This window comes from Azotobacter beijerinckii (genome assembly GCF_900110885.1).
Taxonomy (GTDB): Bacteria; Pseudomonadota; Gammaproteobacteria; order Pseudomonadales; family Pseudomonadaceae; genus Azotobacter; species Azotobacter beijerinckii.
This window is the reverse complement of the sequence record NZ_FOFJ01000049.1, coordinates 1-20,869: the sequence shown is the minus strand read 5'-3', so window position 1 is coordinate 20,869 and position 20,869 is coordinate 1. Positions and strand designations below refer to the sequence as shown.

The 20,869-nt window shown below is 68.6% G+C and carries 14 protein-coding genes and 1 pseudogene; 8 read left to right on the top strand and 7 right to left on the bottom strand.

The features are described 5' to 3' along the window. Positions 1 to 11: 11 nt before the first annotated feature. From fadB to BMY22_RS17835, 7 genes are all read left to right on the top strand, one after another. Positions 12 to 2,153, top strand: coding sequence for a fatty acid oxidation complex subunit alpha FadB (fadB, locus tag BMY22_RS17865; protein ID WP_090624297.1), 2,142 nt, complete (start codon positions 12 to 14; stop codon positions 2,151 to 2,153). A gap of 126 nt (positions 2,154 to 2,279) precedes the next feature. Beyond that, on the top strand, positions 2,280 to 4,058 hold the full coding sequence (locus BMY22_RS17860; protein ID WP_090624295.1) for an acyl-CoA dehydrogenase C-terminal domain-containing protein: 1,779 nt from the start codon (positions 2,280 to 2,282) through the stop codon (positions 4,056 to 4,058). Between the two features lie 99 nt (positions 4,059 to 4,157). After that, entirely contained in the window at positions 4,158 to 4,907 is a 750-nt protein-coding gene (locus tag BMY22_RS17855; protein WP_090624293.1) for an electron transfer flavoprotein subunit beta/FixA family protein, read from the top strand. Further along, positions 4,907 to 5,836 (top strand): electron transfer flavoprotein subunit alpha/FixB family protein, encoded by a 930-nt coding sequence (locus BMY22_RS17850; protein WP_090624291.1) that lies wholly within the window; start codon positions 4,907 to 4,909, stop codon positions 5,834 to 5,836. The genes BMY22_RS17855 and BMY22_RS17850 overlap by 1 nt, the downstream gene beginning before the upstream one ends. Before the next feature lie 133 nt (positions 5,837 to 5,969). Next, positions 5,970 to 7,619, top strand: a complete 1,650-nt coding sequence (locus BMY22_RS17845; RefSeq protein ID WP_090624289.1) for an electron transfer flavoprotein-ubiquinone oxidoreductase — start codon at positions 5,970 to 5,972, stop codon at positions 7,617 to 7,619. Positions 7,620 to 7,733: 114 nt separating this feature from the next. After that, the gene (locus BMY22_RS17840) at positions 7,734 to 9,230 is read left to right on the top strand and encodes a succinate CoA transferase (protein WP_090624287.1); all 1,497 of its coding nucleotides are present in this window, start codon (positions 7,734 to 7,736) and stop codon (positions 9,228 to 9,230) included. 358 nt (positions 9,231 to 9,588) lie between these two features. Next, positions 9,589 to 11,085, top strand: a complete 1,497-nt coding sequence (locus BMY22_RS17835; protein WP_090624285.1) for an acetyl-CoA hydrolase/transferase family protein — start codon at positions 9,589 to 9,591, stop codon at positions 11,083 to 11,085. 238 nt (positions 11,086 to 11,323) lie between these two features. On the opposite strand, the gene BMY22_RS17830 is transcribed toward BMY22_RS17835, so the two are convergent. From BMY22_RS17830 to BMY22_RS17805, 6 genes are all read right to left on the bottom strand, one after another. Beyond that, a complete protein-coding gene (locus BMY22_RS17830) occupies positions 11,324 to 11,740 on the bottom strand; it encodes an SRPBCC family protein (RefSeq protein ID WP_090624283.1) in 417 nt (138 codons plus the stop codon). Positions 11,741 to 11,993: 253 nt separating this feature from the next. Next, complete coding sequence (locus BMY22_RS17825; RefSeq protein ID WP_090624281.1) at positions 11,994 to 13,121, bottom strand: ABC transporter permease; 1,128 nt, start codon at positions 13,119 to 13,121, stop codon at positions 11,994 to 11,996. Position 13,122: 1 nt separating this feature from the next. After that, positions 13,123 to 15,843, bottom strand: coding sequence for a ribosome-associated ATPase/putative transporter RbbA (gene rbbA, locus BMY22_RS17820; protein ID WP_279626373.1), 2,721 nt, complete (start codon positions 15,841 to 15,843; stop codon positions 13,123 to 13,125). Then, on the bottom strand, positions 15,840 to 16,916 hold the full coding sequence (locus tag BMY22_RS17815; RefSeq protein ID WP_090624277.1) for an HlyD family secretion protein: 1,077 nt from the start codon (positions 16,914 to 16,916) through the stop codon (positions 15,840 to 15,842). The genes rbbA and BMY22_RS17815 overlap by 4 nt, the downstream gene beginning before the upstream one ends. Before the next feature lie 145 nt (positions 16,917 to 17,061). Next, the gene (locus tag BMY22_RS17810; protein ID WP_090624275.1) at positions 17,062 to 18,060 is read right to left on the bottom strand and encodes a dihydroorotate dehydrogenase-like protein; all 999 of its coding nucleotides are present in this window, start codon (positions 18,058 to 18,060) and stop codon (positions 17,062 to 17,064) included. 41 nt (positions 18,061 to 18,101) lie between these two features. Continuing rightward, positions 18,102 to 19,112: a zinc-dependent alcohol dehydrogenase family protein gene (locus BMY22_RS17805; protein WP_090624273.1), complete on the bottom strand. Its 1,011-nt coding sequence runs from the start codon at positions 19,110 to 19,112 to the stop codon at positions 18,102 to 18,104. A 310-nt stretch (positions 19,113 to 19,422) separates the two neighbouring features. Here BMY22_RS17805 and BMY22_RS24470 point away from each other — a divergent pair, with 310 nt between their 5' ends. After that, the gene (locus BMY22_RS24470) at positions 19,423 to 19,593 is read left to right on the top strand and encodes a hypothetical protein (protein ID WP_167363764.1); all 171 of its coding nucleotides are present in this window, start codon (positions 19,423 to 19,425) and stop codon (positions 19,591 to 19,593) included. Positions 19,594 to 20,557: 964 nt separating this feature from the next. On the opposite strand, the pseudogene BMY22_RS24465 reads toward BMY22_RS24470, so the two are convergent. Then, positions 20,558 to 20,869, bottom strand: a pseudogene (locus BMY22_RS24465) (IS4 family transposase); the annotation flags it as partial.

Here is a 20,869-nt window from a genome sequence, read left to right as displayed (position 1 = left end):
GAGTTCACGGCATGTACAACGGCAAGGCGATGCGCCTCACGGCACTGGAGGCGGGTCTGGTCGAGCTGACCCTCGATCTGCAGGGTTCCTCCGTCAACAAGCTGGACGGCCTGACCCTGGGCGAGCTGGCCGAGGTGGTCCGGCTGCTCGAGCGCCACGGCCACGAGATCGAGGGCCTGCTGATCGCCAGCGCCAAGCCGGCGTTCGTGGTCGGCGCCGACATCACCGAGTTCACCGCGGCCTTCGCCCGCAGCGAGAGCGAGGTGGTGGAGTGGATTCGCCAGGGGCAACTGCTGTTCGGCGCCCTGGAGGCCCTGCCGTTCCCGAGCGTGGCCGCGGTCAACGGCCTGGCGCTGGGCGGCGGCTGCGAGCTGGCGCTGGCGGCCGACTTCCGGATCCTGGCGGCGGATGCCCGGATCGGCCTGCCGGAAGTGACCCTGGGCCTCTGCCCGGGCTGGGGCGGCACCGTGCGCCTGAGCCGGCTGATCGGCGTCGAGGCGGCGCTGGACTGGATGCTCGCCGGCAAGCCGCAGGCTGCGGGCAAGGCGCTGGAACTCGGCGCCGTCGACCGGGTGGTCGCTGGCGCCGAGCTGCGCGACGCCGCGCTGAGCCTGCTGCGCCTGGCGGCGAGCGGCGAGCTGTCAACCGCCGCCAATCGTGTCCGCAAGCAGCAGCCTCTCGCCGATACCGCCGAGACGCGGGAATGGCTGGTCGCCGTGCAGCGCCACCATGCCGGCAAGCTCGATCCCCACTATCCGGCACCGGCGGCGATCCTCGACGCCGTGGTCCGGCAGGCCCTGTTGCCGCTCGACCGGGCGCTGGACAGCGAGGCGCATACCTTCGCGGCGCTGGCGAAATCCGACGTCGCCCGCGCCCTGGTCGGGCTGTTCCTCGGCGACCAGCTGGTCAGGAAGAAGGCCAAGGCCTGGAGCGGCAAGGCCGCGCCGGTCCGCCGCAGCGCCGTGCTCGGCGCCGGCATCATGGGCGGCGGGGTGGCCTTCCAGTCGGCCTCCACGGGCACGCCCATCGTCATGAAGGACATCCGCGGCGAGGCGCTCGAGCTGGGCCTGAAGACCGCCAACCAGCTGCTCGACCGGCAGATCGACAAGGGCCGGCTGGATGCGGCCGGCAAGCAGCGGGTGCTGGAAAACATCCACCCGGCCCTGGACTACCGGGACTTCGCCGGGGTCGATCTGGTGGTCGAGGCCGTGGTCGAGAATCCGAAGATCAAGGCTGCTGTGCTGGCCGAGGTGGAGGACCAGGTGCCGGCGGACGCGGTGCTGACCTCCAACACCTCGACCATCTCCATCGACCTCTTGGCGCAAGGCCTCAAGCGGCCGGAATCCTTCTGCGGCATGCACTTCTTCAACCCGGTGCAGCTGATGCAACTGGTCGAGGTGATCCGCGGCAGCCGCACCTCCGAGGCGACCATCGCCCGCACCGTGGCCTACGCCAGCGCGATGGGCAAGACGCCCATCGTGGTCGGCGACTGCCCGGGCTTTCTGGTCAACCGCGTGCTCTTCCCCTACTTCAACGGCTTCAACCGCCTGCTCAGGGACGGCGTCGACTTCGAGCGGATCGACCGGGTCATGGAGGCCTTCGGCTGGCCGATGGGGCCGGCCTACCTGGCCGACGTGATCGGCATCGACACCATGGTCCACGCCGACCGGGTGCTGCAGGAGGGTTTCCCCGAACGCATGGGCCACGACGGCGAGCCGATCATGGACGCGCTGCTCGCCAGCGGCGCGCTCGGCCAGAAGAACGGCAAGGGCTTCTACGAATACACCCAGGACGCTTCCGGTCGGCGCAGCCGGCAGCCGGCCGCGGCCGCCCGCGCCCTGATCGCCGCGCGGGTGCCGGAGCGGGTCGAGGTCTCCGACGAGGAGATCGTCGACCGGCTGATGATCCCGCTGTGCCTGGAGGCGGTGCGCTGCCTGGAGGACGGCATCGTCGAGACGCCCGAGGAAATCGACATGGGGCTGCTGCTCGGCATCGGCTTCCCGCGCTTTCGCGGCGGCGCCCTGCGCTACCTCGACACCCAGGGCCTGGCGGTCTTCGCCCGCAAGGCCGAGGCCCATGCCCGGCATGGCGGGCTCTACCGCCTGACCGAGGATTTCCGTGCCCGTCTGCAGGCCGGCCGGAGCTATTTCTGAGTTTCCGGAGCTGTAGGAGCGAGCTTGCTCGCGATCGAGGCGCAAACGGCATCGCCAGCAAGCTGGCTCCTACGGACCGCGATCTGTCGGCCGCCGGCTCACCGAACAATAAAGAGGAAAGAATCAATGAGTGACTATGTCCATCCCTACCGCGACACGGAATTCGTGCTGGGCGAGCTGGTCGAGCTGGAGCGCTTCTGCGCCGAGGCCGGCCTGCACGATGTCAACGGCGAGCTGGTTTCCGCCATCCTCGCCGAGGCCGGCCGGCTCGGTTCCGAGGTGCTGGCGCCGCTGAATGCGGTCGGCGATACCCAGGGTGCACGGCTGGGCGAGCGGGGCGTCGAGGAAACCCCCGGCTTCGCCGCCGCCTACGGCCAGTTCGTGGAGAGCGGCTGGCCGTCGCTGACCGCCGCCGAGGCCTGGGGCGGGCAGAACCTGCCGAACGTGGTGGGCACCGCCGTCAACGAGATCTGGCACTCGGCGAACATGGCCTTCGCCCTCTGCCCGATGCTCACCCAGGGGGCCATCGAGGCCCTCGCCCACCACGGCTCGGCCGCGCTGCAGGCCGCCTACCTGCCCAAGCTGGTCAGCGGCGAGTGGACCGGCACCATGAACCTCACCGAGCCGGACGCCGGTTCGGACCTGGCGGCGATCAAGGCCCGGGCCGTGCCCAACGGCGACCACTACCTGATCAGCGGACAGAAGATCTTCATCACCTGGGGCGACCACCAGATGACCGACAACGTCGTCCATCTGGTGCTGGCGCGGTTGCCGGACGCCCCCGCCGGGGTCAAGGGCATCTCGCTGTTCGTCGTGCCCAAGTTCCTCCTCGACGCCCAGGGCCGGCCGGGCGCGCACAACGACGCCCAGTGCGTCTCCCTGGAGCACAAGCTGGGCATCCACGGCAGCCCGACCTGCGTGATGAGCTTCGGCGACACCGAAGGCGCGGTCGGCTACCTGGTCGGCGAGCCGCACAAGGGCCTGGCCTGCATGTTCACCATGATGAACCACGCCCGGCAGAGCGTCGGCCTGCAGGGCCTGTCGATTTCCGAGCGCGCCTACCAGCAGGCCCGCCAGTACGCCAGGGAGCGCCTGCAGGGCACCCGCAAGGACGGCAGCCGCTTCCCGATCATCGAGTTCCCCGACGTGCGGCGCATGCTGCTGCAGATGAAGGCTTCCATCGAGGCGATGCGCGCCCTGGCGCTGGTCGCCGCCGCCGAGGTCGACCGCACCGCCCACGCACCGGACGCAGACGTCGCGGCGCGCCACCAGGGCCGCGTCGATCTGCTGACGCCGATCGTCAAGGGCTGGCTGACCGAACTGGCCCAGGAAGTGACCTCCCTCGGCGTGCAGATCCACGGCGGCATGGGCTTCATCGAGGAGACCGGCGCCGCCCGTCACTACCGCGATGCACGCATCCTGACCATCTACGAGGGCACCACCGGCATCCAGGCGCTCGACCTGGTGGGGCGCAAGACCCTGCTGAACAAGGGCGAACTGCTCGGCGGCCTGCTCGACGAGATCGGCGAAACCGTCGCCCGGCTGGAGAGCGCCGGTCCCTTCGCCGCCCAGGCCCGGGCACTCGGCGAGGCCCTCGCCGCCGGCCGCGAGGCGCGCCGCCTGCTGCTGGAAGGCGCCGAGGCCGATGCGGCGCTGGCCGGCAGCGTCAGCGTGAACTTCCTGATGCTGTTCGGCTACCTGTGCGGCGGCTGGCTGATGGCCCGTTCGGCGCTGCGCGCCCAGGCGCTGCTGGAGGCCGGCGACGGCGACCGCGCGTTCCTCGAGAGCAAGCTGGTCACCGCGCGCTTCTACGCCGAGCAACTGCTGCCGCGCACCCAGGCCCTGCTGGCGGCGATCCGCGCCGGCAGCGCCAGCATCATGGCGCTGAGCGACGAGCAGTTCTGATTCCGCGCCACAGGAGCGGCGTCCCGTCGGGACGCCGCTGACAAGCACCACAACAAGAGCGGGCGGCCCACGGAGGCCGCCCCAGCGGGGACTTGCGCAATGAAAATACTGGTAACCGTCAAACGGGTGATCGACTACAACGTCAAGGTGCGGGTGAAGGCTGACCAGAGCGACGTCGACCTGGCCAACGTCAAGATGGCCATGAACCCCTTCTGCGAGATCGCCGTGGAGGCGGCCGTGCGCCTCAAGGAGGCCGGCCTCGCGACCGAGATCGTCGCCGTCTCGGTCGGTCCTGCGGCCTGCCAGGAGCAGATCCGCACCGCCCTGGCCCTCGGCGCCGACCGCGGCATCCAGATCGACGTCGCCGAGCCGCCCGAATCCCTGGTGGTGGCCAAGCTGCTCGCCGCCGTGGTCGCGGCGGAGCAGCCCGAGCTGGTGATCCTCGGCAAGCAGTCCATCGACGCCGACAACAACCAGACCGGGCAGATGCTTGCCGCCCTGCTGGACTGGCCGCAGGCCACCTTCGCCTCGGCGCTTGCCCTGGAGGGCGGCCGTCTTCAGGTCACCCGCGAGATCGACGGCGGCCTGCAGACGCTGTCGCTGGCCCTGCCGGCCATCGTCACCACCGACCTGCGCCTCAACGAGCCGCGCTATGCCTCCTTGCCCAACATCATGAAGGCCAAGAAGAAGCCCCTGGAGGTCAAGACCCCCGCCGAACTCGGCGTGGCGCTCAAGGCCCACACCCGCCTGCTCAAGGTCGAGGCCCCGGCCGAGCGCCAGGGCGGGATCAAGGTCGGCAGCGTGAGCGAGCTGGTGGAAAAACTGAAGAGCGAAGCGAAGGTGATCTGATGGCCATTCTTGTCATTGCCGAACACGACAACCGCACCCTCAAGGGCGCCACCCTGAACACCCTGGGCGCCGCGGCGCTGCTGGGTGGCGAAGTACATCTGCTGGTCGCCGGCCTGGCCTGCGGGGCCGTCGCCGCCCAGGCCGCCGCCATCCCCGGCGTGAGCAAGGTGCTGGTCGCCGATGCCGCCGTCTACGAGCACCAACTGGCGGAAAACCTCGCCCGGCTGGTCGCCGCGCTGGGCAAAACCTATTCGCACCTGCTCGCGCCGGCCGGCTCGGCCGGCAAGAACCTGATGCCGCGGGTCGCCGCGCTGCTCGACGTGGCCCAGCTCTCCGACATCGTCGGCGTTGTCTCGCCGAACACCTTCCGCCGGCCGATCTATGCCGGCAATGCCATCGCCACCGTGCAGTCGCTCGACCCGGTGGTGGTCGCCACGGTGCGCGCCAGCGCCTTCGACCCGGTGCCGGCCGAGGGCGGCAGCGCCGCCGTCGAGAGTCTCGATGCCACGCACGATGCCGGCACCTCGCGCTTCGTCGGCGAGGAGCTGGCCAAGTCCGACCGCCCGGAGCTGGGCAGCGCGCGCATCGTGGTATCGGGCGGCCGCGGGCTGGGCAGCGGCGAGAACTTCGCCCTGCTGGAAACGCTCGCCGACAAGCTGGGCGCCGCGGTCGGCGCCTCGCGGGCGGCGGTGGACGCCGGTTTCGTCGCCAACGACATGCAGGTCGGGCAGACCGGCAAGATCGTCGCGCCCGAGCTGTACATCGCCGTGGGCATCTCCGGCGCCATCCAGCACCTGGCGGGGATGAAGGATTCCAAGGTGATCGTCGCCATCAACAAGGACCCCGAGGCGCCGATCTTCCAGGTCGCCGACTACGGCCTGGTGGTGGATCTGTTCGAGGCGGTCCCCGAGCTGGAAAAGGCCCTCTGAATCCGCTCGGGGGAAGTGTAGGGCGGGTGCAACCCGCCGACTCCGGTGCGACTCCGCGCCATGTCCGGCGGGTTTCACCCGCCCTGCCACGACAACAACAAGCCTTTTGGCCTTTGATGTGGAGGAACGCGCCATGCGCGAAGCCATGGAATTCGACGTGGTCATCGTCGGCGCCGGCCCGGCGGGCCTGTCCGCCGCCTGCCGGCTGATGCAGCTGGCCGCCGAGCGGGAACGGCCGCTGGAGGTCTGCGTGGTCGAGAAGGGCTCCGAAGTCGGGGCGCACATCCTTTCCGGCGCGGTGTTCGAGTCGCGCGCCCTCGACGAGCTGTTCCCCGACTGGAAGGCACTTGGCGCCCCGCTGCACACCCCGGTCAGCGCCGACGAGGTCTACCTGCTGAAGAACGCCGAACAGGCGGTGAAGCTGCCCGACGCGCTGCTGCCGAAAAGCCTGCACAACGCCGGCAACCACATCGTCAGCCTCGGCAACCTGGTGCGCTGGCTGGGCGAGCAGGCCGAGGCGCTGGGCGTGCAGGTGTTCCCCGGCTTCGCCGCCGCGGAAGTGCTCTACGACGAGAACGGCCGGGTCAGGGGCGTGGCCACCGGCGACATGGGCGTGGCCGCCGACGGCTCGGCCAAGGACGGCTTCATGCCGGGCATGGAGCTGCACGCCCGCTACACCCTGTTCGCCGAGGGCTGCCGCGGGCATCTGGGCAAGCAGCTCGCCGCGCGCTTCGAGCTGGCCCGTGACGCCGACCCACAGCACTACGGCCTCGGCATCAAGGAGCTGTGGGACATCGACCCGGCTCGCCACCGGCCCGGGCTGGTGATCCACGGCGCCGGCTGGCCGCTGGACAAGGACAGCGGCGGCGGCTTCTTCCTCTACCACGCCGAGAACCACCAGGTCGTCGTCGGCCTGATCGTCGACCTCAACTACGCCAACCCCTGGCTCAGCCCCTTCGACGAGTTCCAGCGGCTCAAGCACCATCCGCTGCTGAAGCAGTACCTGGAGGGTGGCAAGCGGGTGTCCTACGGCGCCCGGGCCATCGCCAAGGGTGGCTTCAACGCCCTGCCGGAGATGACCTTCCCCGGCGGCCTGCTGCTCGGCTGCGACGCCGGCACCCTGAACGTGGCCAAGATCAAGGGCAGCCACACGGCGATGAAGTCGGGACTGCTCGCCGCGGAAACGGTGTTCGCCGCACTCGCCGAGGAACTGCCCGACAGCGCCTGGGCGCCGCGCTGGAAGGCCGCCTTCGAGGCCTCCTGGCTGCATGAGGAGTTGCAGCGCTCGCGCAACTTCGGCCCGGCGCTGCACCGGCTCGGGCCGCTGGCCGGCGGGGCGTTCAACTTCGTCGAGCAGAACTTCTTCGCCGGCCGGCTGCCGATCACCCTGCACGACCGCGAGGCCGACCATGCGCGGCTGCGTCCGGCGGCGGACTGCTCGCACATCGTCTATCCGAAGCCGGACGGCGTGCTGAGCTTCGACAAGCCCGGCTCGGTGTTCCTCTCCAACACCAACCACGAAGAAAACCAGCCCTGTCATCTGGTCCTCAAGGACGGCGCGCTGCCGGTGCAGGAAAACCTGCCGCGCTATGCCGAGCCGGCGCAGCGCTACTGCCCGGCCGGGGTGTACGAGGTGCTGGGGGCGGAGCAGGGCGAGCCGCGCCTGCAGATCAACGCGCAGAACTGCCTGCACTGCAAGACCTGCGACATCAAGGACCCGTCGCAGAACATCGTCTGGGTGGCGCCCGAGGGTGGCGGCGGACCCAATTACCCGAACATGTAGAGGTGCGTCGGCATCTCGCATGGCCGTTTCCGTAAGACCTTGATGCCTCTCGGCTCGCCTGCCGAGGGGCCAGGGCCCTCCCTTTCGAATAATTACAATTCACCGAGGTTTCCCATGTATTCCGAGCGTATTCGCCTGGCTTCCCTGCGTGACCGGATCGTCGATGCTGCCGCGGCGGCGGCCCTGATCGAGGACGGCATGACCGTCGGCATCAGCGGCTTCGGCTGCGCGGGCGACGCCAAGGCCGTTCCCTTCGCCCTGGCCGAGCGCGCCCGACACGAACCGGTGCGCATCAGCCTAGTCACCGGCGCGAGCATCGGCAACGGCCTCGACAAACTGCTGGCCGAGTCCGGCGCGCTGGCCCGGCGCATGCCGTTCCAGGCCGATGCGGCCCTGCGCAAGGCGATCAACGCCGGCCAGGTGATGTTCGTCGACCAGCACCTCTCCGAGACCGTCGAGCAGATGCGCAGCCATCAGCTCAAGCGGCCGGACATCGCGGTGATCGAGGCGGTGGCGATCACCGAGGAAGGCCATATCGTGCCGACCGCCTCGGTGGGCAACTCGGCCAGCCTGGCGTTGTTCGCCGACCAGGTGATCGTCGAGATCAGCCTGCGCTACGGCACCGACCTGGAAGGGCTGCACGACATCTACATCCCGGCCGACCGGCCGGGGCGCGCGCCGATTCCGCTGGTCAGCCCGGACCAGCGCATCGGTACCACGGCGATCCCGGTCGATCCGGCGCGGATCGCCGCCATCGTCATCAGCGACTACCGCGACTCGCCGTCCACCGTGCAGCCGGCGGACGCGGAGACCCAGGCGATCGCCGACCACCTGATCGGCTTCTTCGCCAGCGAGGTGGAAGCGGGTCGCCTGCCGCGCAACCTGGGGCCGCTGCAGGTCGGCGTCGGCTCCATCGCCAATGCGGTGATGGCCGGCCTGATCGATGCGCCCTTCGAGAACCTCTGCATGTACTCCGAAGTGCTCCAGGACTCCACCTTCGAGCTGTTCGACGCCGGCAAGCTGGACTTCGCCTCGGGCAGCGCCATCGTCCTCTCGGCGGCCCGCGGCGCCCAGGTGTTCGGCGACTTCGCGCGCTACAAGGAGCGCCTGGTGCTGCGCCCGCAGGAAATCTCCAACCACCCGGAAGTGTCGCGCCGGCTCGGCATCATCGGCATCAACACCGCCCTGGAGTTCGACCTCTACGGCAACGTCAACTCCACCCACGTCGGCGGCACGCGGATGATGAACGGCATCGGCGGCTCCGGCGACTTCGCCCGCAGCGCGCATACCTCGATCTTCGTCACCAAGTCGATCGCCAAGGACGGGGCCATTTCCAGCGTGGTGCCGATGGTCGGCCACGTCGACCACACCGAGCACGACGTCGACATCCTGGTCACCGAGCAGGGCCTGGCCGACCTGCGCGGCCTGGCGCCGCGCGAGCGGGCACGGGCGATCATCGACAACTGCGTGCACCCGGAGTACCGCGCGGCGCTGGAGGACTACTTCGCCCGCGCCTGCGAGCGCGGTGGCCAGACCCCGCACCTCTTGGGCGAGGCGCTGTCCTGGCACCTCAACCTGGAAGAACGTGGCCACATGCTGGCCACCCGCTGAGCGACGTCTTTTTCGCTCCACCGACCCGGCCACGGCCCGTGGACCCCTCCAGGCCGCGGTCGACGTCGGTGCTTCGGCCGGATCGGGCGGCGGCCCCGGTCCGGCTTTTTTTCGCCGTGACTTTTCCTCTGTGCCCGTTGCGCACGTTTGCTCGGATAAGAGGCATGACACCGCCGCCGCCTTACGCGCCCGCCGGTTGACGACCGGCCGGGCAGGCGTGCTCTTGAGCGGTCGGCATGGCTCTCATGCTTTGGTCTAGTTTGGGTACCCTAGCGAAACTTTGTATAAGCCCCAGCGACGGTAAGTAATACCCCTGTAATCCTCTTTCTAATAACTACAATCTTCGAGGTTTTTTCCTATGCATTCCGAGCGTATCCGCTTGGCTGCCCTGCATGACAAGGTCATGAGCGCCGCCGAAGCCGCTTCCCTGATCAAAGATGGCATGACTGTCGGCATGAGCGGCTTCGCCTGCGCCGGCGACGCCAAGGCCGTTCCCTTCGCGCTGGTCGAGCGTGCCAGCCATGAGCCCCTGAGCATCAGCCTGATCACCGGCGCGAGCATCGGCAACGGTCTCGACAAGCTGATGGCCGAGTCCGGCCTGCTGGCCCGGCGCATGCCGTTCCAGGCCGATCCGGCCCTGCGCAAGGCGATCAACGACGGCAAGGTGATGTTCATCGACCAGCATCTGTCCGAAACCGTCGAACAGATGCGCAGCCACCAGCTCAAGCGGCCGGACGTCACCGTGGTCGAGGCGGTGGCGATCACCGAGGAGGGTCATATCGTGCCGACCGCCTCGGTGGGCAATTCGGCCAACCTGGCGCTGTTCGCCGACCAGGTGATCGTCGAGATCAGCCTGCGCTACGGCACCGATCTGGAAGGCCTGCACGACATCTACATCCCGGCCGACCGGCCGGAGCGCGCGCCGATTCCGCTGACGCGCCCGGACGAGCGCATCGGCTGCACGGCCATTCCGATCGATCCGGCACGGATCGCCGCCATCGTCATCAGCGAGTACCGCGATTCGCCGTCCAACGTGCAGCCGGCGGACGGGGAGACCCAGGCGATCGCCAACCACCTGATCGGCTTCTTCGCCCAGGAAGTGGAAGCGGGGCGCCTGCCGCGCAACCTGGGTCCGCTGCAGGTCGGCGTCGGCTCCATCGCCAACGCGGTGATGGCCGGGCTGGTCGAGGCGCCCTTCGAGAACCTCAGCATGTATTCCGAGGTGCTCCAGGATTCGACCTTCGAACTCTTCGACGCCGGCAAGCTGGACTTCGCCTCGGGCAGCTCGATCGTGCTCTCGGCGGCCCGCGGTGCCCAGGTGTTCGGCGACTTCGCGCGCTACAAGGAGCGCCTGGTGCTGCGCCCGCAGGAAATCTCCAACCACCCGGAAGTGGCCCGCCGCCTCGGCATCATCGGCATCAACACCGCCCTGGAGTTCGACCTCTACGGCAACGTCAACTCCACCCACGTCGGCGGCACCAGGATGATGAACGGCATCGGCGGCTCCGGCGACTTCGCCCGCAGCGCCCACACCTCGATCTTCGTCACCAAGTCGATCGCCAAGGACGGGGCGATTTCCAGCGTGGTGCCGATGGTCAGCCACGTCGACCACACCGAGCACGACGTCGACATCCTGGTCACCGAGCAGGGCCTGGCCGACCTGCGCGGGCTGGCGCCGCGCGAACGGGCGCGGGCGATCATCGACAACTGCGTGCACCCCGAGTATCGCGCGGCGCTGGAGGACTACTTCGCGCGTGCCTGCGCGCGCGGCGGCCAGACCCCGCATGTGCTGGAGGAGGCCCTGTCCTGGCACATCAACCAGGAGCGGCGCGGCCACATGCTGGCCGCCGGCTGAAGCCAAACCGCCGAAGAGCCCTCTCCCCCGTGCGCGGGAGAGGGCTCTCCCGCCGCCCATTCAATTACCCATGGCGGAAGATTGCCGAGGCGGTCTTGCCTCCCGGTGGGCAAGGGTAGGTTCGATTCGTCGGAGCCAGCTTGCTGGCGATGCCCTTGGCAGACTGATCGCCAGCAAGCTGGCTCCTACCGGGGGACGAACACCTGCCAAAGGTTCATGAAGCGTCCGTGAGCGGCGGCTATTGCCCCTCGACCAGCGCCTTCAGGCGCTCCAGGCCGGCCTGATAGAAGCCCTCGAAGTCCGCGGCGATTTCGACCTCGTCGACGCCCTGGCTGCGAAAGCGGCTGGACCAGGTCGCCTGCGCGCCGCCGGCGCCGTCGTCCCGGACCGCCACCCGGCCGACGTAGTCGGAGACCGGGAAGGGACTCTCGAGCAGCGCATAGCTGTACTGCCGTTCGCTGTCGCTGAACTCCAGCAGGCGTTCGACGATGACTGCGCCGTCGACCGTCTCCAGGCGGCGCAGGCGACCGCCATCGTCGAGCCGGCTGCTGGCGATGGGCTCGACCCAGCGCGGCAGGAAATCGAACCCGCCGAGGATTGCCCAGACCTGTTCGGCCGGACGGGCGATGCTCACGGAAACGCTTACTTCGATCATGTCTTTCGGTTCCTTTGGAGAGACGGGGGGAGTCAGGCACGGCAATGGAGGCGCGATCGGGCAGGCAGTGCCGGGTGGCAATCCCTGCAGCTTGGCCGCCGCGCGCCGGTCCGCCGATCATAGCGGGCGGCGCAGGCCGCCGACACCGGCGCCGAGGTCGCCCGCCCGGGGCGAGACGGGGCGCGTCCGGAGGCAATGGGGCGGGTTGCCTGCTGCCCGGTGCTGGGAGTATCGGCCGACTGGACTGGTACGGCTACTGCAGCGACTTGCGCAGGCGGGAGAGGGCAGCGACGAAGAACAGGCTGCCGATGACGGCGAGTGCCAGCAGCGACGGCCAGACGATGGCCAACTCCGCGCCGCGGAAGAAGATGGCCTGGGCCAGCTTGATGAAGTGGGTGGTGGGTGCGACCAGCATGATGTCCTGTACCGCCTCGGGCATGCTTTCCCGCGGGGTCCGGCCGCCGGAGAGGATCTGCAGCGGCATCAGCGTGAGGATGATCAGCAGGCCCAGCTGCGGCATGGAGCGGGCCAGCGTGCCGAAGAAGATGCCCATCGAGGTGACGGCGAACAGGTGCAGCACGGTGCCGGCGAGGAACAGGGTCATCGAGCCGTGCAGCGGGACGTCCAGCCATCGCTCGACGACCAGGCGCAGCGACAGGATCGCGGCGGCCAGCACCACCGCGCCCATCGACCAGACCTTGGCCAGCATGATCTCCAGCGGGGTGACCGGCATCGCCAGCAGGTGCTCGATGGTGCCGTGCTCGCGCTCGCGGATCAGTGCCGCGCCGGTGAGGATGATCGCCAGCATGGTGACCTGGTTGGCCACCTCGTTCAGCGCGCCGAACCAGGCGCTCACCAGGTTGGGGTTGTATTCCATGCGCACCACCGCATCCACCGCCGGGATCTCGACGCTGCGGTAGCGGCGGACGAACTCGGCGACCTCCACGGCGACGATCTGCTGGATGTGCCCGGCGCCGGTGAAGGCCTGGCTGACCTGGGTGGCGTCGACGTTGAGCTGGATGGTCGGGGTGCGCCCGGCCAGCAGGTCCTGCTGGAAGTTCGGCGGAATGTTCAGGGTGAAGGTGTAGAGCCCGGCGTCCATGCCGCTGTCCATCTGGCTGGTGTCGATGTATTGCGGCGGCAGGAAGTAGGGCGCCTGGAAGGCGTCGACGATGCGGTGGGAAACCGGCGAGCGGTCCTCGTCGACCACCGCCAGGGTCGCGCGGTAAGGGGTTTCCGGCAGGCTGGTGGCGCTGGAGTACACGCCCAGGGTGAAGGAGTAGAGGATCAGCAGCAGCAGCGCCGGGTCGCGGTACAGGCTGCGCAGTTCCTTGAGGCCGAGCTGCAGGATGTTGGAGAGCTTGCGAAGGAGCCTGCGCATCTCAGCGCTCCTGCTTGCGCAGGCCGGCGACGCTGATCAGGGTCAGCACCGGCACCGCCAGCAGCAGGGGAACGAAGTAGGGCCAGAGGTCCGCCAGGCCCAGGGCCTTGTTGAACACGCCGCGGCTGATGGTGAGAAAGTGGGTGGTCGGGTAGAGCTGGCCGATCAGCGCGCCCGCCCCCTGCATGGCCGACACCGGCTGGAACAGCCCGGAGAACTGGATGGCCGGCAGCAGGGTGGCGATGGCGGTGCCGAAGATGGCGGCGATCTGGCTCTTCAGTACCGAGGAGATCAGCAGGCCGAGGCCCGTCGAGCAGCCCACGTAGAGCAGCGCGCCGATGGCCAGGGCCGGCAGGCTGCCCTTCAGTGGAACGCCGAAGAACAGCGTGGCGAGCGCCACCAGCATGGCGAAGTTGACCATGCCCAGGCCGACGTAGGGCAGTTGCTTGCCGAGCAGGAACTCCAGGCGGGTCACCGGGGTGACGTAGAAGTTGACGATCGAGCCCAGCTCCTTCTCGCGCACCACGCCGAGGGCGGTGAGCATCGCCGGGATCATCATCAGCAGGATCGGGATCATCGCCGGCACCATGGCCGGCAGGCTCTGCACGTCGGGATTGTAGCGGTAGCGCAGGGCGACCTCCGCGCCGCCGGCGGCGATGGCCCGGGGCGACTCGCGGGCCAGGCGCTGCAGAAAGCTCTCGTGGATGCCCTGCACGTAGCCCTTGATGGTGTTGGCGCGGGTCGGCATGGCGCCGTCGATCCAGAAGGCCACCTGTGGTCGGGCGCCGCGCTTGAGGTCGCGGGCGAAGTTCGGCGGGAACTCGATCGCCAAGCTGACCTCGCCGCTGCGCATGCGCGCCTCGAGATCCCCATAATCGGTCAGTGGCGCCTTCTCGATGAAGTAGCGCGAGCCGGACACGTCCAGGGCGTAGCTCTGGCTGGTGGTGGTCCGGTCGTGGTCGAGCACGGCGAAGGTCAGGTGCTCCACGTCCATGTTGATGCCGTAGCCCATGATGAACATCAGGAACGCCGTGCCGAGGAAGGCGAGGGTGGCGCGGATCGGGTCGCGGCGCAGCTCCATGGCCTCGCGGCGGCTGTAGCTGAGCAGGCGGCGCAGGCTGAAGCGGGGATTGCCGCGGGCGCCGGCATTTTGCTCCGGCGCCGTCGCGGGCGCCGGCGTCGTCGCCGCCGGCACGGTACTGTCGCCGGCCTCCTCGAGGTAGGCGATGAAGGTTTCCTCCAGGGTCGGCAGGCCGCGTTTCTCCATCAGCGCCTGCGGGGTGTCGCTGTCCAGCACCTTGCCGGCGTGCATCAGCGAGATGCGGTCGCAGCGCAGCGCTTCGTTCATGAAGTGGGTGGAGATGAAGATGGTCACCCCGTCCTCGCGGGACAGCTGGATCAAGAGTTCCCAGATGCCGTCGCGGGCGATGGGATCGACCCCCGAGGTGGGTTCGTCGAGGATCAGCAGTTCGGGCCGGTGGATCACCGCCACGGCCAGCGACAGGCGCTGGCGGATGCCCATCGGCAGCTCGCCCGGCAGGCTGTCGAGCTCGCCAGCGAGGCCGAAGCGCTCGACCATCGCGGCGATCCGCGCCTGCCGCTCGGCGGCCGGGACGTGGAACAGCCGGGCGTGCAGGTCGAGGTTCTGCCGCACCGAGAGCTCTCCGTAGAGGGAGAAGGCCTGGGACATGTAGCCGACCCGCTGGCGCACCTGCAGGTCGTTGGCGTCGACCGGCTGGCCGAACAGCAGCGCCTGGCCCTCGCTGGCCGGCAACAGGCCGGTGAGCATCTTCATGGTGGTGGTCTTGCCGCAGCCGTTGGAGCCGAGGAAGCCGAAGATTTCCCCGCGCTCGATGCGAAAGCTCACATGGTCGACCGCGACGAAATCGCCGAAGCGCATGGTCAGGCCGTGGGCCTCGATGGCCACCTCGGCGTTGGGCGTGCGCGGCGGGATGACCAGCGCGCGGTGGCCGCGGCGCCGCTCTTCCGGCAGCAGGGCGATGAAGGCCTCTTCCAGAGTGGTGCTGGCGGTGCGCGCGAGCAGTTCGGCCGGCGCGCCGCTGGCCAGTACGCGTCCGCCGTCCATCGCCGCCAGCCAGTCGAAGCGCTGCGCCTCGTCCATGTAGGCGGTGGCGACCAGCACGCTCATCCCCGGACGGTGGCGGCGGATGCGCTCGATCAACTCCCAGAACTGGTTGCGCGACAGCGGGTCGACGCCGGTGGTCGGCTCGTCGAGGATCAGCAGGTCGGGATCGTGGAGCAGCGCGCAGCACAGTCCGAGCTTCTGTTTCATGCCGCCGGAGAGCTTGCCTGCCGGCCGTTCGGCGAACGGCGCCAGGCCGGTGGCGGCGAGCAGGTCGGCGATGCGCCAGCGGCGCTCGGCGGCATCCTGTCCGAACAGGCGGCCGAAGAACTCGAGGTTCTCGAAGACGGTCAGCGTCGGGTAGAGGTTCTTGCCCAGCCCCTGGGGCATGTAGGCGATGCGCGGGCAGACCGTGCGGCGGTGGAGCGGGTCGGCCATGTCGCCGTCCAGCACCTGCACGCTGCCGGTCTGGATCTGCCGGGCGCCGGCGAGCAGCGCCAGCAGGCTGGACTTGCCGACTCCGTCCGGACCGATCAGCCCGGCCATGCAGCCGGCCGGGATCGCCAGGTCGAGTGCGTCCAGCGCGCGGGTCGTGCCATAGCGCAGGCCGACCTTGGCAAGCTGCGCGACGCCGCTCATGGGGTCACGTTGACCTGCAGGTGGGCGGGCCATTCGGCCGCCGGGTCGAGCTTCACGTAGGCCCGGCCGGGGAGGCCGGTCTTGACCTGTTCGAGGTGCTTGGCCAGGAGTTGCGGGTCGATCCGCGCCTTGATGCGGAACATCAGCTTCTCCCGCTCGCTCTCGGTCTCCACGGTCTTCGGGGTGAACTGGGCGACGCTGGCGACGTAGCTGATCCGCGCCGGGAGCACGTAGCGCGGCGCGGCGTCCAGCACCAGGTGGGCGTCGCTACCCAGGGCCACCCGGCCGGCCTCGCGGGTGGGCAGGAAGAAGGTCATGTAGACGTCGGTCAGGTCGACCAGGTTGAGCACCTTGCCGCCGGCGGCGAGCACCTCGCCCGGTTCGGCCACCCGGTACTGCACCCGCGCCAGACGGTCGCTCTTCAGCAGGCTGTCGTCGAGGTCCGCCTGCAGGCGAGCCACATTGGCCTGGGCGGCCTCCAGGGCGGATTCGGCCTCGATCACCTCGGAGCGGGCCGCGGCGATCGCCGCCTGCGCCGAGAGCACTGCCGAGCGCGCTGCGGCCAGCGCGGCACGGGCACTCTGCATGTCGGCCCGGTCGTCGTCGAGTTGCTGGCGGGCCACCGCGTTGCGCCGGACCAGCGCGTCGGTGCGGGCGAAGCGCTTCTCGGCGGCGGTCAGCTCGGCCTGGCGCTGCTCGACCACCGCCGCGGCGCTGGCCTCCTCGCTCTGGCGCTGGGCGACCCGGGCGCGGGCGGTGAGGATGGCGTTCTCCGCCTGGCGCACCTGCGCGCTGGCCTGGTTCAACTGGGCGTCGAGGGTCTGGGTGTCCATGCGCGCGAGGATCTGTCCCGGCTGAACGAAGTCGCCCTCGTCCACGGCGATTGCCGCGATGCGCCCGGCGAGCTTGGTCGCCACGTCGATCTCGGTCGCCTCGATGCGTCCGTTGCCGCTGGCGAACCCTTCGCCGAGGCCGTCCGGGCGCAGTTCGATCCAGGCCACGAGGGCCAGGCCGGCGAGCAGCGCGGCGGCGATCAGGCCCCTGACCAGCAGTTTTCTTCGCTCCTGCTTCATCCTTGCTTCCTTGGCGGCGCGCTGGGGGCACCCGGGTGCATCGTTGTGGGCCCGGTTCCTGCGCGCCAGTATACCGGTCGACGGTGGGCCGCCGGGCGACCCGAATGCCGCATGGGGGCGATGCGTGGGGGCTCCGCTGTGTCGCTCAGCCGCGATGGGCGCTGCTGAAGCCTTCGATCAGCTGCAGGTAGTTGGCGCGCACGTAGTTGTCGTGCTTTTTCAGGCGCAGCCAGCTCATGCTGCCGCGGATCTGCTCCAAAGACTCGGCCGGCTGCGTGTCCAGCCAGTCCTCGAGGCCGGCGAGCAGGGTGTGCACGCAGCCCGGGCCCTCGCGCAGGATGGCGGCGGTGGTCATCACCGCATCGGCGCCGGCCAGCAGGTACTTCACCACCTGCTCGGCGCTCTCCACCCCGCCGGAGGCGGCCAGCGAGCCCTCGACCCGTCCGGCCAGCAGGGCGATCCATAGCAGCGGCAGGCGGATTTCCCGGGCACTGCTCAGCTCCAGTTCGCTGGACAGCTCCAGGCGCTGCAGGTCGATGTCCGGCTGCAGGTAGCGGTTGAAGATCACCAGGCCGTCGGCGCCGCCCTTCACCAGCCGGCTGGCCATGTTGCCGATGGAACTGAAGTAGGGCGGCATCTTCACCGCCACCGGGATCTTCACCGCCTGGCGCACGCTGCCCAGCACGTCGAGGTAGCGCTGCTCGACCGCCGCGCCGGGCTCCAGTGGATCGACCGGCACGAAGTACAGGTTGAGTTCCAGGGCGTCGGCGCCGGCTTCCTCCAGGAGGGCGGCGTAGCGGGTCCAGTGGCTGGCCGAGGCGCCGTTGAGGCTGGCGATGACCGGTACCGACAGCTCGGCCTTGGCGCGCATGATCAGTGCCAGATGGGACTCCGGAATCAGCCCGTAGGGGCCGCCGTCGAGCGGTGCGAGGAATTCCGGCACCTCGGTGCAGGCGGCGCCGATGCTGGCGTAGTCGTTGGTACCGGCTTCCAGCTGTTCCTGGAACACCGAGGGCAGCACGACCGCGCCGATCCCGGCGTCGTCCAGCCGGCGCAGGTGATCGAGTTCGGCGTTCTGCGGCGAGGCCGAGGCGATCAGCGGGTTGCGCAGGCGCAGGCCCAGGTAGGAGGTGGTCAGGTTCAAGGCTCGACTCCCGCTTTCAAGAGGGCATTCCGCCCAGGCCCTCAGATATCCAGGCAGATCTTTCCGAAATGCCGCCCGCTTTCCTCGTACCGGAAGGCGTCGACCATGGCCTCGAGGGGGAAGTGGCGGTCGACGACCGGGCGCATGCCCGTCGCCTCGATGGCCCGGACCATGTCCTGCTGCTGGCGGCGGCTGCCGACGATCAGTCCCTGCAGGCGCAGTTGCCGGGTCAGCGCCAGGGCCAGCGGCAGGTGGGCGGAGAGCCCGGACAGGATGCCGATCAGCGCGATGTGTCCGCCGATGCGCGCGGCGGTCATCGATTGTTCCAGCGTAGCCGGTCCGCCCACTTCGATGACGTGATCGACGCCGCGCCCGCCGGTCAGGCGGCGCACCGTGTCGCCCCACTGCGGGTCCTGGCGGTAGTTGATCAGGTGGTCCGCGCCCAGCGCCTGGAGGCGGGCGAGCTTGTCGTCGCTGGAGGAGGTGGCGATGACCGTCGCCCCGGCCAGCTTGGCGAACTGCAGGGCGAATACCGAAACCCCGCCGCTGCCCTGCACCAGCACGGTTTCGCCGGGCTTGAGGTTGCCGTCGGCGATCAGTGCGCGCCAGGCGGTCAGCCCGGCGGTGGTCAGGGTCGCCGCCTCGGCGTGGCTCCAGCCCGCGGGCGCGCGGGTGAAGGCGGTCGCCGGCAGAGTCACCTGCTCGCGGGCGAAGCCGTCGACGCCGTCGCCCGGTACGGTGGCGAAGCCCTCGACCTCGGGTTCGCCGTCCAGCCAGCTGGGGAAGAAGGTGCTGACCACCCGGTCGCCCGGCTTGAATTCGCCGACGCCGGGGCCCACCGCGAGGACTTCGCCGGCGCCGTCCGAGAGGGGAATGCGCGGCTCGACCGGACCCCAGGCGCCGCTGACCACCAGGTAGTCGTGGTAGTTGAGCGAGCTGGCGCGCAGGCGCACGACGATTTCGCCGGCCTTCGGCTCGACCGGCGCGCTGCTTTCCAGGACGACGCGCTCGAAGCCGCCGCCGGCTGGTACACGGATGGTCTTGATGCTCATGTCTTTCCTCGCTGGCTGGGTAGGGGACGGTACACCGCCCTCGACGGGACCGTATTGTCGCCGGGCAGTCTAAATGCTGAAGGGTAGTGCAGGCCCCATCCAGTCGGGTAGGTGGGAGCGAATCCGCGGCGCTGGCTGTTTTTGCGTGCCGCCCTTGACCACTGCGCCAAGCCTCATCTTACTTGTTCGGATAGGCAGGCCGATGGTCGTTCCTCTTTTTTCCTGTGCTTCGCAAGGACGCCAGGAGAGGCTTTTTCGGTTCGACAGCCGGTGGGCCGGGAAGCAGAAAGAAGTGAAGAGGGCCTTGGACATGCAGCAGGTCAACGAAAGCGATTCTTGCCTTGAAGAGGCGCTTGAGGAAAAAGAGGAAAGGGTGGCGGCGACGGTCCGGCACGACCGTTGCGATGCCTTCCTCACCCGCTGTCTCGAAGTGGGGATGATTCTGGTGTACGGCACCGCTTTTCTGGGATTGCTCTTCTGAGGTATCCACTGCGCTGGCGCAGCGGCGTCCAGCGTCCTGTTCCCCTGCCCGGTGACCCCTTTCCTCGTGGGGGCAGGTGCTGCTGGTGTGCCGGGCGGGGCGCCTGCCCATGCGTTGGCGTTTCCAATCGCTTGAGTTCTCCGGCCGTCAGCGGGCGGAAATCGCTTCGATTGCTTCGTTGCGTGTAAGCCATTGCCTACAAGGCGTGTAGGTCAGACGGTCGTCGAGGGGGTGTCAGGACTGGCACATATCATGCAATTCATTGAAAGTTCGGTTGTTTTCATTTTCTCCCCGACGTCACCGCGACGCCAGGGCGAAACCTCGCCACCTTGTCCGGTTTGGGCTGCGCGTTACTATCTCTCCCGTGGTGCGACACGTATGCTCGTGTTGATCGCTTGGTCGGGGTAGCTCCCAGTGGCACCTAATCACTTGATATTCAAGGGATTGAAGCCTAGATAAGCCTAAAAACATCTGGCTTGTCCAGACTAAAAGACCCGCCTGCGGGGAGGCATGTCCCTCGTCTGACGGGGAAAATGCGTCTCAGATTTGACCGGAGACGGTCAAAGTTTGATCTAGACGTCTGAGAAAGAACGGCTCGAATCATTCGAATCGTTTTTAAAAATATTCCGAGAACCCAGAGGGTGAGTCATGCCCTCCGGGGCAGAATTCACCTTCGGAGCGACTCGGCTATTTTGGCCCTCGCCCCCGTCGTGAGACGCCGGAGGTGTTTTCAATCAAGCACGGAGCAATAGCTCCGGATCGCAATGCTCAGCTCCGCTGGCTCAGGGAGTACCGAGCCTGGTGTGTACCCGCCAGTTCACTAGATCGGCATGCGTCGGGGGCCAACCCCGGGGTGTGAAGCCCGATCGACAATGTCCCCTCTCGTCAGAGAAGCGCAATCCGGTGACGGAGTGCGCGGTATGTCCGAATTGCACGGGCATACGGGGGCTAGTGACCACCCCTTTCAAGGTCTTTTACTTTTCGAGGCCTTGATGAGGCGGTCGGTGGAGACATGGGCGCGAGCCGTCGCGGCATCGACCCAGGCCTTGGGCTTTTCCACCTTGGGGCCGCGCTTACTGGTCGCCACCTGGCTGGGCTTGATCTGTCGTGCCAATGCCAACAGGCGCTGTGCCAGTGTGCTGGCCGAATCGTCGGCCCAGGCGGGCCAGTGCTCCACCGCCAGCGCGACGAGCATCCCCTCGTAACGGCTTCTGACCTGCACCGCCAGGTGGTAGGGGGACGCCTCCCAGCCCTCGGGAAGCCGTTCGCGATGTGC